The organism is Nostoc sp. JL31 (assembly GCF_017114965.1).
Lineage (GTDB): Bacteria > Cyanobacteriota > Cyanobacteriia > Cyanobacteriales > Nostocaceae > Nostoc > Nostoc punctiforme_A.
In genome coordinates, this window is record NZ_JABXKO010000034.1 from 201,169 (window position 1) to 216,014 (window position 14,846).

A 14,846-nucleotide genomic window follows, 5' to 3' on the forward strand; every position below is an offset into this window, starting at 1 on the left:
TATGCCAAAAAATTCTAATGTTGATGATAAATATTGCAGTATTTATAAGGAATATTGTAATGTTGATGAGAAATATTACAATACTCCTTATGGATGGCGTAATGTTGATGAGGAATATTACAGTATTTATAAGTATTATTGTAATGTTGATGAGAAATATTACAACATTCCTTATGGATGTTGTAATGTTGATGAGGAATATTGCAATGTTTCTCCCAAACATTGCAATGTTGACAAGAACTGCTTGTATATTCAAAGTGATGGAAAAGAAAGTAGCGATCGCTAGTGAGTCAATATAAGTTAGCGATCGCACTACAGATGACTCTACAATCGGTTGAGCATAGAGACAAAACCGATCGCTTTCCAAAGCTTGAGAAATGCGGTTAGCCCACTGCATCTCCCCGCGCTGTTGCAGTCGCTCCTAGTCGTCAGCCTCAGCAACATATACGCGATTGCGCCCCCGCCTCTTCGCGGTATAGCAAGCTGCGTCAGATGTGCTGATAATCTCTGCTAGGCTCTCGCTATTTGCGTCGATTCCGACCAAGCCGATACTTACTCCAATTAAGAATACCTGCTCTTGCCAAACAAACCGGAACTCTTGAATACACAAAAGCAGCTGATGGGCAATTTTTGAAGCTTGCTCCAACGTACACTGATTGAGCAATATACCAAATTCATCGCCCCCTAACCGTGCCAGTGTGTCAGTTTTCCGAATCTTCTCCGGCAATAGAGCAGTCATTTGACGCAGTAATTCGTCTCCAGCCAGATGACCACAGGTATCATTGACGATTTTGAAGTTATCGAGATCCAAATAGCACAATGCATGAACCTGGTAGTCTAACTTGGCAAAGTGCAATGCTTGTTCAACCCGCCGCTCAAACTCCTGGCGATTCACCAATCCGGTTAAAGCATCATGGGTTGCCTGCCAGGATAGCTGATGCGAAAGCTTGCGGTTCTGAGTCACGTCATGAAACACCATAACCGCGCCAATTATTTGTCCCTCACGATTGCGAATGGGCGCGGCTGAATTTTCAATTGCAATCTCTTGATTATTCTGATTAATTAAGACGGCATTGTTTGTTAAACCAACAATTTGATTTGACTGTAAAGCTAGGTCAATTGGGTTCTCAACTGGTTCGCGTGTAATTTCATCCACAATTCTAAAGACTTCTACTAACGGCAACCTTTGTGCCGATGCTTCAGTACATCCAATCAGAGATTCTGCAATGGGATTGAGGTATTGAATCCTGCTAAAGGCATCTGTGGTTATAACTGCATCTCCAATCGATTGCAACGTCACCTGAGCTAATTCTTTTTCTTGAAAAAGTTTTTCTTCTATTTGCTTAAGAGTTGTGATATCGCGTCCCACCGATTGAAATTCGATAAAGCATCCTTGCTCGTCCAACAGCATTCGGTTATGCCACTGAGTCCAACGCACCTGATTTGCCACAACGACGCGATTCTCAACGATCACAACAGGATTATCGACACTAATTGAACCGATTAATTGAGCAACTCGCTGCCGATCTTCCTCAAAGATAATCGGTTCATAGCGGCTGCCGATCAATTCCTCTGCCGATCGCCCAAAATAAACTGCAAAAGCTTGGTTGACAAAGGTGAGTGTACCGTCTGCTAAATATCGGGTAATGAGTTCAGTCTGATCTTCGACAATGGCACGGTAGCGAATCTCGGTTTGTTTGAGAGCAATTTCTGCTTGCTTGCGTTCTGTAATGTCTAAAATAGCTCCATACAGTCTAATAGTCTTACCTTGAGTATCATAAGCTACCTCTGCTCTCGACTCCAGGTAGCGCAATGAGCCATCAGGTCGGATAATGCGATATTCAAGATTGAAAGGGTTTCCGTTGGCGATCGCTTGTAGTAGATGCCTCTGCAACACCGGTCGGTCTTCTGGGTGAAGCATCTGAAGAAATGCAGTCTGTGTCGGTGCTGATTCAGTAAGATTTAGACCAAAGATGCGGAAGGTTTCGGCTGACCAAATTTGTTTTTGAGACTCTAAATACCATTCCCAACTGCCCAGATGGGCAATCTTTTGAGCAGTAGCTAGCAGCGTTTCACTACGTTGGAGTTCTTCCTCAGCTTGTTTGCGTTCGTTGATTGCGACTTGCCGTTCTGTAACATCTTGGGCAGTTCCATAGAGGCGAATTACTTTTCCATCCGCGTTGAATTCTGCATGTCCAATCCCCTCAATATAAATAGTAGACTCGTAAGTTGGAGATGCGCGCAGAATGAGTTTGTAGGATTCGCCAGTTGACATTGCCCGCTCAATTGCTTGGGCTAATTTTCCTGCATCTTCTGGCCAGTACAGTTGCAGATTTTCTTGGTAGTTCGGCTCAAGAAGTGCAGGATCTCGATTTAAGAGGTCGAATAGTTGCTTTGACCAGCTAATTTTGCCAGTGACAATATCAAACTCCCAATTACCGAGACGAGCAACTTGCTGAGATTCTTCTAATAAGGCTTCATTCTTGCGTAGTGTTTCTTCAGCAAATTTGAGATCGGTGACATCCACTACCAGCCCATCCCAAACCATGCGGCCATCCTGCAACTGGCGTGGCGTCGAACGAAAATGTAAACATTTAAGCCGAGCGCTGGGCGTTTGGATTTGCAGTTTTATATCAAACACCGAGAGATTCCGCAGGGATTCATCGACTGCTGCCAACAGGAGTGGTACATCCTCTGGGATAAATTGGCGATAGATCAAAGTTGCATCTTTCAGTGCATCTTCTGCCCTGACTTCCATCAGTTTTTCAATCCCCGCACTGATATAAGAAAAGCGATCGCTGCCATCAATTTCGCGAATTACCTTATAAATTGCCCCATTGGGCAGATTATCGCTAATTCGCCGCAACATCGCTTCCCGCTCTTTTAGTGCGAGTTCTGCTTGTTTGCGTTCACTAATTTCCCTCTCCAGTTCTCGATTGGCTGCCTCCAGTTGTGCAGAACTGGGGAGAGCAAGTGCTTTTGGTACTAAAGGTATAAGTTCACAAGCTGTGTACAGTGAAACTATGGCTGTAATAGCTTTAAGGCAACCACTCAACCAATAAGTTGGATACCAGAGCGTCCAAATCTCCATTAGGTGAGTAGTGCCACAAGTAACAATAAATGTTGCAAATAGTAGAAATACCCAATTGAAGGGCAAATCTTGGCGCTTGCGGACAAAATAAAGTAGCGTGATGGGAATCGAATAATAAGCAAGGGCAATTAAACTATCAGATACAATATGCAACCCCAATAATTCCGGTTTCCAAAGATAGCAATGACCGTGGGGGATAAACTGTTCATAAGTAAAAAGGCTTTTGCCAAATTCCAGCATCACGTTATTTCAAACACAACTTGTTTGCTCTAAGTATTGATTACTTGTAATACTAAGGATTGTTCAGTATTAAGTAGCTTGCCGCTATAGGCATCGCTGATACTTTATCATAGTTGGCAAGCCCCGTAACGGCAAAAGTTCCATCCTCGCCAATTACGCTATAGAAAATTATTGTATTATTTATTACAAGATTACATAATGAGGAAAAATCGGGACATTATATTAGGGACTGACAAAAAATAAATTATCCCAAATTATTTTTATATTTGTAGGGAAGCACATCTGTGCGCCCTTAAGTTCGCAAAGCGTCCCGCAGGGATGGGATGTTTTTTTCACAGGAAGTCCCTTAGCTCTACAGGTGCAGGTGTACGCGTAAAATTCCTTGAATTACCTGTTGTACAGCTTCTTTACTCAAGCTGCCATCTACCCGCACAATTCTTGAAGGATAGGATGCTGCTAACTCTGCGTATCCTTGCTGAACGCGGCGATGAAAAGCGATTGTCTCTTGTTCAATGCGGTCTAGTCCTACTTGGTCTGAGAGTTTGCGGGACAGTCCCACTTCGACATCGACATCTAGCCAAATAGTTAGGTCACTTTCTAAACCACCAGTAGCAATATTGTTCAGCTGATTGATTAAACTCATGTTCAGACCGCGACCATATCCTTGGTAGGCAATGGTAGAGTCAGTGTAGCGATCGCATAAAATATATTTCCCAGCTGCGAGATTTGGTTTGAGTTCTTGTTCAACGTGTTGCGATCGGTCAGCAGCATACAATAAGAGTTCTGTCACTTCTGCAACTGGTTTATCCTCTGACTTTTCTAGTAGCAAGCGGCGAAGATGTACACCTAACTCTGTTCCCCCTGGTTCACGAGTTACCACCACAGAAACACCGAGACTTTCCAACCACTCAGAACAAAGCTGCATTTGGCTGGTTTTGCCACAGCCTTCCACCCCTTCAAATACAATTAATTTCCCACCCATGCTTTTATTGTTCGCTGCTATAAACTGATTCGCTGACGTTTCATCAGATCAAGAATAGCGCGAAGTGTAAAATTATAAACTGCAATTGCGTAGGCGTAGCCCATCGTAGATATCGCAGTTTATGATTCAATACAGTTCAGATAAGACCAAAACACTTGTAGAGACGGCGATTTATCGCGTCTTTAAAACTCGAAACCTACGATTTAGTTGCCTGAAAATTGCCATAACTGAGACGGTATAGTATCTCGCCAGCCTTGGGCACAAGTAAAATGCCTTCATCTTCTCGGTTAGCCCATTCAGTAGGTCGAATAGTCGCCGGGTCACGATAGTTTAAGTTATGAGCAGCACAGCGTTCAGCAGAAATGCCAGTCGCTAAAGTAACGCGAATTCGCGCTTGTTCCCCTTTTATCGGATCAAAAATACCCATCCCTTTTAAATGAGTACTATGGGCCAGCACTCCAGCAGGATACTCTTGAAATTTATCCCACTGCTTGAGAAAGTAATCCCGCACATGATAGCCAATTTGGGATAGGATTTCGCCGTGTGTATAGCTAAATTCGGTAATGTGAGGCGCATATATAATTACCTCGCCTCCATCGGCCACTACTGGCTCTAGCTTGTACATTCCTTTAGCTGCTGTCCAAATGTCATCATACATTTGGGGCATGACTGAAAGCACTTGTTTAAAAGGTCGATCTACATATTTAATATGCAGTTTAGCTGATAATTTTGCAGCGTCTTCCCAGGCTGATTCTGGTTGATCTATATAAAGTCCAGCTAACTGATTAGTTTTGGGTGCGACTACCATCGCCAAACAAAGCTTTGGAGTAGAAATCAGGCTAGCGGCTCGGTTAATCAAACGCCGAACTGGTGTTATTCCCAGCGTACCAATAATTTCATAACAAGTAATTAAAGCACCTAACCAGTGGGAGAGATTAATTACTTCTTGACCACCAATACCAGGAAAAAAATATTTATTGCCACCAGAGAAACCGACAACTTCGTGGGGAAAAACTGGGCCACAAATCACGATTAAATCATATTCTTTTACAAGCTTATTAACACGTACATCAACTGACTGATGTAGCATTCCACCGCTAATCTCTGTTATTTCGTCTGCCGAAATTACTCCACAAGAAATAAAGGTATCTGGCTCGTTCCAAAGGTGGTTAAAGATGCGAACTTTTTTAAAAGTTGTCTCTCGCTCCTCTGGTGTCACTCCTATCAAGTGATTGATTTGTTCTTCACTCATCGGATTATGTGTTCCCAGAGCAATTAAAAAATCCAGAGCCGCTACCCTTTTACCCAACTCCTGATGAAGCAATCGAAATATTTGCGGGATGGGAGCAGTGCGAGTACTATCTGGAATTAACACCAAGATGCGCTGTCCATCCAACTTAGGGTCTGCTAAAGCTTGATGAACTAGCTCCGAAACTTGCTCATCTGAAAGTATTCCGTTATTTACAGCCAGTGAATACATGATTAAACTCCACTGTAGATACTAAATCCACCATCTACCGGCACAACTACTCCGTTGACAAAACTAGAACCAGAACTACATAACCAAATCAAGGTGCTGAGTAATTCATCTGGTTTTCCGAAACGTCCGGCGGGGGTATGGTCAATAATTTTTTGCCCACGTTCAGTTAAACTGCCATCAGCATTTAGAAGTAAATCTCGATTTTGTTCGCCAATAAAAAAACCTGGTGCGATCGCATTTACTCGCATTCCATCACCATACTTTTGGGCGAGTTCTACGGCTAACCAACGAGTAAAGTTATCTATCCCCGCTTTCGCAGCTGAGTAGCCAACCACCCGACTAATTACCCGAATGGCAGACATAGAAGAAATATTGACAATGCAACCGTGGGGCTGACTTCTTTCCACCATTGCTTGACCAAAAACCTGACAAGGTAGTAGAGTGCCAACTAAGTTGAGGCTAACCACTTCCTCAAAAGCTGTATGTGACATATCAAAAATAGTCGCATCAGCAGTAATCGTGGCAGCCGGAATATTACCGCCAGCCATATTTACCAAGATATCTATTTCACCCCAACGCTGTATAATAACATCCCTAGCGATTTCTAATTGGGAGCGATCGCTAACATCTGCAACCACAGCCATACTTTCTCCACCACCAGCAGTAATCTCAGCCACCACCGCTCCCGCCCTGACTTCATTACGACCCAAAACCACAACTCGCGCTCCAGCCAGAGCCAAACCCCTTGCCATAGCCCCACCAAGCACACCAGAACCACCTGTAACTACCGCTACCCGCTCCTTCAAGCTAAAAAGTTTACTTAAAATCAAAATGATTCCCCCACTTAGTAAAATTCTCTGCGTACCTCCGCGCTTCCCTTTGCGCCCCTCTGCGTTGAAATTTCCCCCTCAACTCCCCTCAAACTTATAAGCAACCTTAGCAAGGTCATAAGCCAAAGCACGAGCCATCTCATACCCTTCCTCCTCCTCAACCAATCCCCGCGCAACCAATCCAGCCAACCAATTACAAGCTACCCGCCGCCAGACATTATGACGAGCCGGAATCGAAACAAAAGCCCGCGTATCATCATTAAACCCAGCAGTATTATAAATTCCCGCAGTTTCCATTACCTGATTGAAATAACGCTCCATACCATTTACGCTGTCGTGAAACCACCAAGGCGGGCCGAGCAATACACTGGGATAATGACCAGCTAACGGAGCCATCTCGCGGCTATAAGTGCTTTCATCCATACCAAAAATGATTAAATGGAAGCGGCGATCGTTACCGTAAGCTGATAACAACGGGTGCAGATTTTGAGTCCACTCTATTTTTACGGGAATATCAGCACCTTTATCAGCTCCAAATTTCTCAAATAAAGCCGGGTTATGGTTACGCATTACACCACAATGCATTTGCATCACCAAGCCATCTTCCACACTCATCCGCGCCATTTCCATGAAGATATGACCGGTAAAATTTTCTACATCACCTGGATTCAGCTTGCCGATTAATGCTCTGGCAAAGATAGCTTCGGCTTCTTGGTCAGAAAGGCGTGTGGTATAAGGTGTAGCTGCACCTTGATCGGTAGCCGTCGCGCCCATTTTTTTAAAGAAAGCTCGACGTTCTTCTAAAGCTTGCACAAAATTGGCATAAGTATTAATTTCTCTACCGATACTGCTTTCCAATTTGGTAAGATTTTCGCGCCAACCAGGAGCATCCAGGTTAACTACTGCATCAGGGCGAAAAGTTGGTCTAATTTGAGTAAAACCTTCTTTGTGGAGCGATCGCTGATTCTCTAGGTTATCACTGGCGGCATCGGTAGTACAAAGTACTTCGATGTTAAAGCGTTTGAATAAAGCACGGGGGGAAAACTCCGGTGAGGCTAATAAACCTTCCAGATAATCATAGATACGTCCGGCATTGCGAGAGTTTAAAGGTTCATCCACCCCAAAGACGTTAGTTAGTTCCTCTTTCAACCACAACCCAGACGGAGTACCCTGGAATAGATAAAAATGGTCAGCGAACAATTGCCAGATTTTGCGGTGGTCAGTCTCTCCTGGTGAACCATCATTGCTTGGTATGCCCAAAGCTTGCAGAGATACGCCCCGACTATAGAGCATCCGCAAAAGGTAGTGGTCAGGGATAATCAGTAATTCCGTGGGCGAACCAAAACGGGCTGCGGGATTAGCCAACAAAGCTGGATCTACGTGTCCGTGTGGACAAACTAGAGGTAACGCAGATATGCTATCAAAAAATTGATGGGCTAATCGTCTTTGAACTGGTTCTGGAGAAAAGCAACGATCGGGAGATAAACTCGGTTTTTTAGTTAACATATTTTTGTCCGATTAAAATTTTAGTGTTGCTGAGTGCAAATAAGAATGATATTGAACAGCCTACTCTTTCTCTCTTGGCGTACTTGGCGTACTTGGCGGTTCGTTTAATAATTAAGTCCATCTTCACAACAAATTGGTATGAAATTATTTAATTAATTCGGTACTACTTCCACGCTGTACTAGAAAAGGAGATAAAACGCGGTTTTCCACAGTTTTTTCTTCTATTAAATCGAGTAACATTTGCATGGCATAGCCACCAATTTCCAACATTGGCTGACTAATTGTGGTCAGCGCCGGCGTAACGTAACAACCCAGAGCAATACCATCAAATCCGACGAGACTTAAATTTCGCGGTACTAAAATACCTAATTCTTGGCAAGCTAATAAAGCGCCAACCGCTACCATATCGTTGTAACAAAAAATGCCTGTAACTTCCGCAGCCAATAATTTAGATAGCATCTTTTGCCCAGTGATAACATCGCTGGTTCTGGTATCATATTCGTCACTAATTGAAACCCAATCAGTATTTTGGGGAATACCAGCTTCCGCAAGGGCCATTTGATATCCTTCTAGGCGCTGCTTATTTGACCTGCTGCGATCGCCTACACCCAGATAACCAATAGCAGTGTGTCCCAGACTAATTAGATGCTCTGTCGCTAATTTAGCACCTAAGCGATCGTTTATTGCTACTGAGTGAAATATTTCTGATTGGTCTTCAGTCTGACTATTAATTAAAACTGTTGGCACAGCAATTTGTGTGAGTTGTTTAGTATGCTGTTTACTAATTCGTGAGTCGGCTATTAAGATCCCGTCCACCCTACGGCGATGAAAAGTATCAATAGCTGCCATTTCCTGCTCAAAATCTCGGTGTGAAGCACTCAATAAAACACTCAAACCTGCGGGTCTGGCTATCTTCTCGATTCCCTCTACCACCTCACCATAAAAAGGATCTGAAATTGAAGTTACGACTACACCAATAGTATTAGTACGTTTATTTTGCAAGCTTTGAGCAATAGCATTCGGTACATAACTCATCTCCTCTGCCAGTCGCTTAATTTCTTCTCGCACTTTCGGGCTAATGAGAGCATTATCTCGCAAAGCGCGTGAAACTGTAGAATGAGAAACGCCTGCTCTGCGGGCAATATCTTCAATTGAAATTCTTCGTTTATTCATTATTTTATCTTAGCTTAGAAATCTTGCACACGTGTGCATTTGTATGTATTATAGAAAATAATCGTTATTTGTCAAGAGATTTTAATACAACTCACATTTTGCATGAAAAGGAGTTAATAGTCCTAGCTTTTACCTCCATTCATGATTACAATTACAAATTCCGAATTAGTTGAACTTTTATTAAGAAAAAAATGATTATTATCGTCATGGGTGTATCTGGTTCTGGAAAAACCACCATCGGAAAACTACTAGCAGACTCCTTAGAATGGGAATTTAGCGACGCTGATGCTTTCCACTCGCCAGAGAATGTTGAGAAAATGCGGCGCGGTATCCCTCTGAGTGAAGATGACAGAATGCCTTGGTTACAAGATTTGCAAACAGCTATTAAACACTGGTTACAAGAAAATAAAAATGTGGTGCTGGCGTGTTCGGCTTTAAAAGATAGCTATCGGCAATTTTTGGTATTGGATAGCGAACGCACCAAATTAGTTTACCTCAAAGGGTCTTATGAGTTGATTCAAATGCGGTTGCAAGAGCGTAGCAATCATTACATGAGCGAAAAACTTCTCGCTAGCCAGTTTTATACCCTTGAAGAACCAGTAGATACTCTATGTATAGATGTTGCACAGCCGCCCCAGATAATTGTCCAAAACATTAGAACTGCCTTGGAAATTTAGCTTACTAGTGACAACCGGAATATTAAGATTAATCACATATTTAGGAAAACACAAACTTTTGGCAACTAAATCACATATGTAAGTCTCAAGAAATATCAAAGCAAGCAGATAACTGTAATGGTAGGAGAAAACTAGTGTTTCTAAGATTAGCGCAACAGCATCAGGAATTCGTCCAAGACTTGGTAATGAACCTGCAAGCCTTGACAATTATACTTGAGCGGCGTGGCTATACTGCGTCTTGTTATACATGCGGCGACCAAATGAAGAGTGCTTCATTTATGGTTAGTCTAAGAGAAAAGCACCTGATTCGGTTTTTAGTGTCTGATTACGGTATTACTTGGATGGAATTGTGGGACGATCGCGAATTAATGAAGTTGGAGGGTGCAGAAGCGATAAACCAGTTACAAGAGTTGGCTAATCTTGTTAAGTATTCCACTACTGTACAATTGACAAATTGATACTAAGCTTGTTGAGTCAGGCATTATATTTCATAAATATAGCTTTTGCACAAGTGGATAAGCTAAAAGATTAGCTTATGCTTAGTAAGTTCGTGTATAGATGTGCAAAAAACAAAAACACTATTTTTAATCTGAACCCAAACAGATCGGATAAGACATTATAAGTATGCAAGGACGAAATGAAACTTAACACACGTCTTTGCACACGTGTGCAAAAATAGATAATAAGTCCAATACAGCTTTGCACACCTGTGCATAAAAGAGTGCAAAAGTACCATTTAACAAATACAACATCGACAAGTAGGAAGATATGTCTCAAACTCTAAATAATGCCATTCTTCAGGTTGAAAACAATCCCTTACACTCACTAGAAGAATGGGAAGAAGACTTACTTAATCGTTATCCCGATCCAGATAGCATAGTTAAAGAAGGTAAAACCACCGAAGAGTATAGGAATTACGAAACGACTATCAGAGATATGGTGAAAGAGTTTTATCGGTTAAATCATATTAATCAAACATATAATTTTGTACTTCAAAAAGAAAAAGAATTTTTGAAGTTTGATAAAAAAGAAATGTCTGTTTGGGATGCGGTCGAATTTTTGAATCAATTAGTAGATGATTCTGATCCTGATACAGATATGGGTCAGTTACAGCATTTATTGCAAACATCAGAAGCCATTCGCGCCGATGGTCATCCTGACTGGATGGTACTTACTGGCTTCTTTCACGATATGGGGAAAGTACTTTGTCTATTTGGTGAACCTCAATGGGCTACTGTAGGCGATACTTATCCTGTAGGTTGTGCATTTTCTGATAAAATTGTTTTCTCAGAATTCTTCAAAGAAAACCCTGATTATAATAACCCCGATTACAACACTAAATATGGCATTTATGAGCCTAACTGTGGATTAAGTAATGTACACATGTCATGGGGGCATGATGAGTATTTTTATCAGATCATGAAAAACTATTTGCCCGAACCTGCATTGTATATGTTTCGCTATCACTCATTTTATCCTCAACATCGTGAGAATGCGTATGAGCATTTGATGGATAAACATGATAAAGAAATGTTTAAATGGGTACGTTTATTCAATCCCTACGATTTGTATTCAAAAAACCCTATTCCTCCTGATTGGCAGAAATTAAAACCATACTATGAAGATTTGGTGGCTAAATATTTACCCGCAACATTAAAGTTTTAAACTGCTTGGAGAAGAATTCAGGAGTCAGAATTCAGAATTCTCTCTCTCAAGGGATAAAGTAAGAACAAAATATTGATATGCAAATGTTCTTTATCCCTAATCAGGCTTAAAAATATTATGTTGTTTACTCCTCTATTGCCTTCAAGTGATGGAGGAGGGATAACAAATAAATACGCTTGTCAGGCTGATTGTAGTTGATTTGAAAATCTAACCAAAGGATGTGTACATTTTTTAAAATCTAGCATTAAAATCAAAAAGCTCTCTACTTTAACAGCATCTTTTTTGAGGGATATTGATTGAGAAATGTTAACGCTTTTTACATTGAGCCTAATATGGAATAGGCTCATTTATGCGAATGCTTTGTAAATAAGAGTTTGGACTATCTTGCAAGATTTTAAATCTTTTTAATTTGTTCTTTTTCATTTGTAAAGTTCAATAAACAAAAATAATTTTTGTACTCAGTCGGGATAAAATGAAAAAAGTCAAAACAAATAAAGTTTTACAAGCTTAATAAAACTAATTTTTCGAGGTTGCACTTAAAAGGTTTTATCAGGCTATGCACTACGAAGTAATTTTACTAAAAAGAATGTGATTATTTCAAGTAGTGTAATGTTCATAATTGTGCTTGAAGGATAAACCATTTTTTTGTGAAGCTAATAGCAACAACTCCAATCACGTCAAATTACAAAATCTTTGGAGTTTAAGTTACCTAGTATTAACGCTAGGTTAGGTCTAACTTTTTCAGACCTACTTTATCTTGTTATGACCTTTATCAAATTTAAATCAGTTGTTAAAAACAGATGAATATGAAGAGAATTTTGCTCATAGTTGGCATATTAGGTTTCGCGGTTGTTGGTTGCACAAATGGCGCTCAAAATGGCAACACCGCTACTAATACTACTAACAAGGCTACTAATATAAGTGCAGAGAGTCTTAATACGCCAAATAGAAAATTGCAAACAATCGGCGTAGCTTTGGGTGATTTAGGCAATCCCTTCTATAATGCAGTGCAGAAGGGAGCTGAGACAGAAGCTCAAAAAATCGGGGGTAATATCAGAGTTAATGCAGTTTCTAGTGCCTTTGATTTGAACCAACAAAGCAATCAAATCGAAAATTTTACGGCTGCCAATACTGACCTAATTATCCTCAGTGCTGTTGACAAAAAAGGAGTTAAACCAGTTATTGATCAAGCAAGGCTTGCAGGTAGGGTTGTTATTGCATTAGATTCAGCCGTTGATGCAGATGTGGATGCGATGATTAGTTCCAACAATACCCAAGCTGGTGAGATTGGTTGCCAATATATTGCCGATCGCCTCAAAGGTCAAGGTAGTGTAGTCATCCTCAACGGTACTCCAATGGACTCAATCAATCAGCGAGTGAGTGGCTGTGAGAAATCATTGTCTAAATATCCGAATATTAAACTCATCTCTAAAGAGCAAAACGCTGAAGGGACAAGGGATGGAGGACTGAGAGTCATGAGCGATTTGCTGACAACCTTTCCGAAAATTGATGCCGTTTTTGCCACTAACGACCAAAGCGGTGTCGGCGCAGATTTAGCAGCTAAACAAGCAAGACGTAAAGAATTTTTTATTGTTGGGGTTGACGGATCGCCTGATGCAACCAAAGCAATGGAAGATAAAGATGGTGTATTTGCTGCAACTGCGGCTCAAAATCCCGCAGGGATGGCTCAAAAAGCGGTTCAGATTGGCAACGATATCATCCAGGGTAAAAAAACTGAGTCACCAAATATCCTGATTCCAGTCAAGTTGGTTACTAGAGAGAACCTCAGCAGCTATCAAGGCTGGTAATTTATAATTTGTAATTCGTAATTCGTAATTCGTAATTCGTAATTCGTAATTATAAAACATACAAAAAGGCTTGATACAGGAGGGTTAGAACATTTTATCCTGTTTTTTTAATACATCGTTTCCAAAATTTGTGTAAGTCAGAATGACTTGTAGGAGATATATGAATGTGAAAAAGATTACGATCGCAGCTAGCCTAATAGGTATCATCAGTGGCAGTCTTATCAGCTGTACAAATGGTTCTCCCGATGGCAACACAGCTACTAACACTGATACTAAACCTGCTACCAATACCAGTGCAGAGACTCAAACTGCCACTGGCAATGGAAAATTAAAATCAGTTGCCTTTACCGTTGGTGATTTAAGTAATCCCTTCTTCGTCCTCATGGGACAAGCAACTGAAGCAGAAGCCAAGAAAATCGGCGGTAAGGATGTCAATGTTACCGTAGTTTCCAGTGCCTATGACCTCAATCAACAAGCTAATCAAATTGAAAATTTCACGGCTTCCAATACTGACATCATTATCGTCAATGCTGCTGATAAAAGTGGCATTAAGCCAGCAATTGAAAAAGCGAAACAAGCAGGTAGAATTGTCATTGCGGTAGATACAGGTGCGGAAGGAGGTGTAGATGCCACCATTACGACTAATAATGTCCAAGCTGGAGAAGTTAGTTGCAAGTATATTGCTGACCGCCTCAAAGGTAAAGGTAATGTTGTCATAGTTAACGGGCCGCCAGTGGACTCGGTGACTCAGCGAGTTAGTGGCTGCGAGAACGTATTGTCTAAATATCCCGATATCAAAATACTCTCCAAAAACCAAAATGCAGAGGGTAGTCGGGATGGAGGACTCAGAGTTATGACTGATTTGCTCACCACCTTTCCGAAAATTGATGCGGTTTTTGCCATCAACGATCCCAGTGGAGTCGGTGCAGAACTAGCAGCTAACCAAGCACAACGTAAAGATTTCTTTATTGTCGGGGTTGATGGTGCGCCAGAAGCAATAACTGCGATCGCCAATAAAGATGGTATATATGCAGCAACTGCTACTCAAAATCCGCGAGGGATGGCCGAAAAAGCAGTTCAAGTTGGCAACGACATTTTAAATGGGAAAAAACCTAGCAGTTCCACCATTTTGATTCCAGTTAAGTTGATCACAAAAGATAACGTCAGCACAGAAAAAGGCTGGAAGTAATAGAAATTGTGAATTTGCAATGGGAAATTATGTCTTTTGATATAAGTCCTTTGGTGCATTTGTAAAGTTTTTGCACATACCTAGAATGTCCAGCAGTTTTCATTTAAATTAATACCAAACGTCATCTTTATGCCTGTCTTTTATTTAATAGAAAGATGGGTTTAGAAAGAGGTAAAACTATGCTGTACCAAATCAAGAACCGCTA

General features: G+C 41.2%; 12 protein-coding genes. 6 read left to right on the forward strand and 6 right to left on the reverse strand.

Annotation, left to right across the window (positions count from 1 at the left end; translation table 11 throughout):
* Position 1 precedes the first annotated feature (1 nt).
* Positions 2–286, forward strand: a complete 285-nt coding sequence (locus tag HWQ43_RS07130) for a hypothetical protein (RefSeq protein ID WP_292731644.1) — start codon at positions 2–4, stop codon at positions 284–286.
* A gap of 135 nt (positions 287–421) precedes the next feature.
* Here HWQ43_RS07130 and HWQ43_RS07135 read toward each other — a convergent pair whose 3' ends face one another.
* The 6 genes from HWQ43_RS07135 to HWQ43_RS07160 form a co-directional block, all read right to left on the reverse strand.
* Positions 422–3,331 (reverse strand): PAS domain-containing protein, encoded by a 2,910-nt coding sequence (locus HWQ43_RS07135; RefSeq protein WP_292731749.1) that lies wholly within the window; start codon positions 3,329–3,331, stop codon positions 422–424.
* A 352-nt stretch (positions 3,332–3,683) separates the two neighbouring features.
* Positions 3,684–4,313, reverse strand: coding sequence for a dTMP kinase (tmk, locus tag HWQ43_RS07140; protein WP_292731646.1), 630 nt, complete (start codon positions 4,311–4,313; stop codon positions 3,684–3,686).
* 196 nt (positions 4,314–4,509) lie between these two features.
* On the reverse strand, positions 4,510–5,793 hold the full coding sequence (locus HWQ43_RS07145; RefSeq protein WP_292731648.1) for a lactate racemase domain-containing protein: 1,284 nt from the start codon (positions 5,791–5,793) through the stop codon (positions 4,510–4,512).
* A 2-nt stretch (positions 5,794–5,795) separates the two neighbouring features.
* On the reverse strand, positions 5,796–6,623 hold the full coding sequence (locus HWQ43_RS07150) for an SDR family oxidoreductase (RefSeq protein WP_292731650.1): 828 nt from the start codon (positions 6,621–6,623) through the stop codon (positions 5,796–5,798).
* A gap of 78 nt (positions 6,624–6,701) precedes the next feature.
* Positions 6,702–8,129: a glucuronate isomerase gene (uxaC, locus tag HWQ43_RS07155; RefSeq protein ID WP_292731652.1), complete on the reverse strand. Its 1,428-nt coding sequence runs from the start codon at positions 8,127–8,129 to the stop codon at positions 6,702–6,704.
* A 144-nt stretch (positions 8,130–8,273) separates the two neighbouring features.
* A complete protein-coding gene (locus tag HWQ43_RS07160; RefSeq protein ID WP_292731654.1) occupies positions 8,274–9,302 on the reverse strand; it encodes a LacI family DNA-binding transcriptional regulator in 1,029 nt (342 codons plus the stop codon).
* A gap of 191 nt (positions 9,303–9,493) precedes the next feature.
* On the opposite strand from HWQ43_RS07160, the gene HWQ43_RS07165 reads away from it, so the two are divergent.
* The 5 genes from HWQ43_RS07165 to HWQ43_RS07185 all read left to right on the forward strand — a co-directional run bounded on the left by HWQ43_RS07165 (position 9,494) and on the right by HWQ43_RS07185 (position 14,641).
* Entirely contained in the window at positions 9,494–9,979 is a 486-nt protein-coding gene (locus tag HWQ43_RS07165; protein WP_292731656.1) for a gluconokinase, read from the forward strand.
* 134 nt (positions 9,980–10,113) lie between these two features.
* A complete protein-coding gene (locus tag HWQ43_RS07170) occupies positions 10,114–10,437 on the forward strand; it encodes a DUF1815 family protein (RefSeq protein ID WP_292731658.1) in 324 nt (107 codons plus the stop codon).
* A gap of 310 nt (positions 10,438–10,747) precedes the next feature.
* Positions 10,748–11,644 (forward strand): inositol oxygenase family protein, encoded by an 897-nt coding sequence (locus HWQ43_RS07175; RefSeq protein WP_292731659.1) that lies wholly within the window; start codon positions 10,748–10,750, stop codon positions 11,642–11,644.
* 806 nt (positions 11,645–12,450) lie between these two features.
* Complete coding sequence (locus HWQ43_RS07180) at positions 12,451–13,452, forward strand: substrate-binding domain-containing protein (RefSeq protein WP_292731661.1); 1,002 nt, start codon at positions 12,451–12,453, stop codon at positions 13,450–13,452.
* A 160-nt stretch (positions 13,453–13,612) separates the two neighbouring features.
* A complete protein-coding gene (locus tag HWQ43_RS07185; protein ID WP_292731663.1) occupies positions 13,613–14,641 on the forward strand; it encodes an ABC transporter substrate-binding protein in 1,029 nt (342 codons plus the stop codon).
* The last annotated feature ends 205 nt before the right edge of the window (positions 14,642–14,846 follow it).

Coding starts and splice junctions, on each gene's coding strand:
- HWQ43_RS07145 (WP_292731648.1), bottom strand. CDS start 5,793: ATGTATTCACTGGCTGTAAATAACGGAATACTTTCAGATGAGCAAGTT.
- tmk (WP_292731646.1), bottom strand. CDS start 4,313: ATGGGTGGGAAATTAATTGTATTTGAAGGGGTGGAAGGCTGTGGCAAA.
- HWQ43_RS07135 (WP_292731749.1), bottom strand. CDS start 3,331: ATGCTGGAATTTGGCAAAAGCCTTTTTACTTATGAACAGTTTATCCCC.
- HWQ43_RS07185 (WP_292731663.1), top strand. CDS start 13,613: ATGAATGTGAAAAAGATTACGATCGCAGCTAGCCTAATAGGTATCATC.
- uxaC (WP_292731652.1), bottom strand. CDS start 8,129: ATGTTAACTAAAAAACCGAGTTTATCTCCCGATCGTTGCTTTTCTCCA.
- HWQ43_RS07180 (WP_292731661.1), top strand. CDS start 12,451: ATGAAGAGAATTTTGCTCATAGTTGGCATATTAGGTTTCGCGGTTGTT.
- HWQ43_RS07160 (WP_292731654.1), bottom strand. CDS start 9,302: ATGAATAAACGAAGAATTTCAATTGAAGATATTGCCCGCAGAGCAGGC.
- HWQ43_RS07165 (WP_292731656.1), top strand. CDS start 9,494: ATGATTATTATCGTCATGGGTGTATCTGGTTCTGGAAAAACCACCATC.
- HWQ43_RS07130 (WP_292731644.1), top strand. CDS start 2: ATGCCAAAAAATTCTAATGTTGATGATAAATATTGCAGTATTTATAAG.
- HWQ43_RS07175 (WP_292731659.1), top strand. CDS start 10,748: ATGTCTCAAACTCTAAATAATGCCATTCTTCAGGTTGAAAACAATCCC.